Source organism: Acinetobacter sp. 228 (assembly GCF_048147885.1).
The window spans coordinates 1-1,149 of record NZ_JAYWYV010000459.1 but is presented as its reverse complement, the minus strand read 5'-3'; the positions used below and the strand labels follow the sequence as shown (position 1 = coordinate 1,149).

Below are 1,149 nucleotides of genomic sequence, written 5' to 3'. Positions count from 1 at the left end.
ATTTTTTCTAATTTTGATTTTTATCAACGCAATTATCTCAATATTTTAAATCAACCAGAATCTTATTACACACCTGTAGAAGATGCATGGATCGATGCTTTTCCATTTAAAAAACAAGATTTGTACTTAGGTGACTTACTACAACTCTGGTTTAGTTCAAAATGGGATGTGCATACTTCGTTGAAAGTTTTAAAGTGTTCCAAGGTATTAGATCAATCTAAACCTCTCTATATTTTCCAGCTCGAAGGGGAATTATTCCTAGGTAAAAATAAAGTTTTAGCCTGGTCTACTCAGCATCATAAAGTGATAGAGCTTCAACTTAAGAATATTTGGGCACCTTATGTGGTTGCGAAAACTTGTGACCGCCCAGATATTCCTTACTTAATGAAAAAGGCAGCCGTTTAAAGCTGCCTTGGTTTTTATGGTCGAATAATCATGCAGGTTGCTGTTGCATAAGCATAAAGTTTGCCTTCTTCATCAGTAATTTTTCCTTCGGAAATACCTAAATTTTTACTTAAATTGATCACTTTACCTGTAGCAATTAAAACCTGATTTTGTGGAAGAGGACGGCACATTTTCACATTAAGATCTATGGTTCCATAACCCACACCAGCAGGTAGCATTGTATGTACAGCGCAGCCAGTCACTGAATCTAGAACAGTTGCAGCAAAACCACCATGTACACCACCTAAAGGATTTAGGTGATTATGATCTGCTTGTGCTTTGAAAGTTACAGATCCTTCTGAAATCTCAGTAGGTTGCATTGGAATAGTTTTACTAATACTGGCAGGTGGAATATGACCTTCAATCATGGCTTGTAAAAATTCGAGGCCTGTCATTTCCATAGGATTTTTCATTATTTGAGTCCTTCAGTTATTAAGGTTCTAAAATGGAACTTGATGTTAAATTAGGCGTTAAATTAATTATTGTCAAGTTGAGGTGAATAGAAATATAGGTCACTTATAGTTTATAAACTTGTAAAATTTGGTTGAGCAGACTATTTTATAACCCTAAAAATATAAACTTTTTGTGGAAAATAATAATGAACGGACAGTGTTTATGTGGTGAAACAACTTTCGAAGTTGAGTTAAAAAATCATGATGTACATGTTTGCCATTGCTCGATGTGTCGTAGACAAACCAGTGGTGT

At 34.8% G+C, this 1,149-nt stretch carries 2 protein-coding genes and 1 pseudogene; 2 read left to right on the top strand and 1 reads right to left on the bottom strand.

Annotated elements, in window-relative coordinates; translation table 11 throughout:
• Positions 1-405, top strand: a 405-nt coding sequence (locus tag VXQ92_RS19855) for a hypothetical protein (RefSeq protein WP_416682945.1), incomplete at its 5' end; no start/stop codon positions are given.
• A gap of 14 nt (positions 406-419) precedes the next feature.
• On the opposite strand, the gene VXQ92_RS19850 is transcribed toward VXQ92_RS19855, so the two are convergent.
• Positions 420-857: a PaaI family thioesterase gene (locus VXQ92_RS19850; protein ID WP_000795395.1), complete on the bottom strand. Its 438-nt coding sequence runs from the start codon at positions 855-857 to the stop codon at positions 420-422.
• A gap of 182 nt (positions 858-1,039) precedes the next feature.
• On the opposite strand from VXQ92_RS19850, the pseudogene VXQ92_RS19845 reads away from it, so the two are divergent.
• Positions 1,040-1,149, top strand: a pseudogene (locus VXQ92_RS19845) (GFA family protein); the annotation flags it as partial.

What these genes read in the sequence shown, in the direction of transcription:
- VXQ92_RS19850 (WP_000795395.1), bottom strand. Translation starts at nt 857, where the DNA reads ATGAAAAATCCTATGGAAATGACAGGCCTCGAATTTTTACAAGCCATG.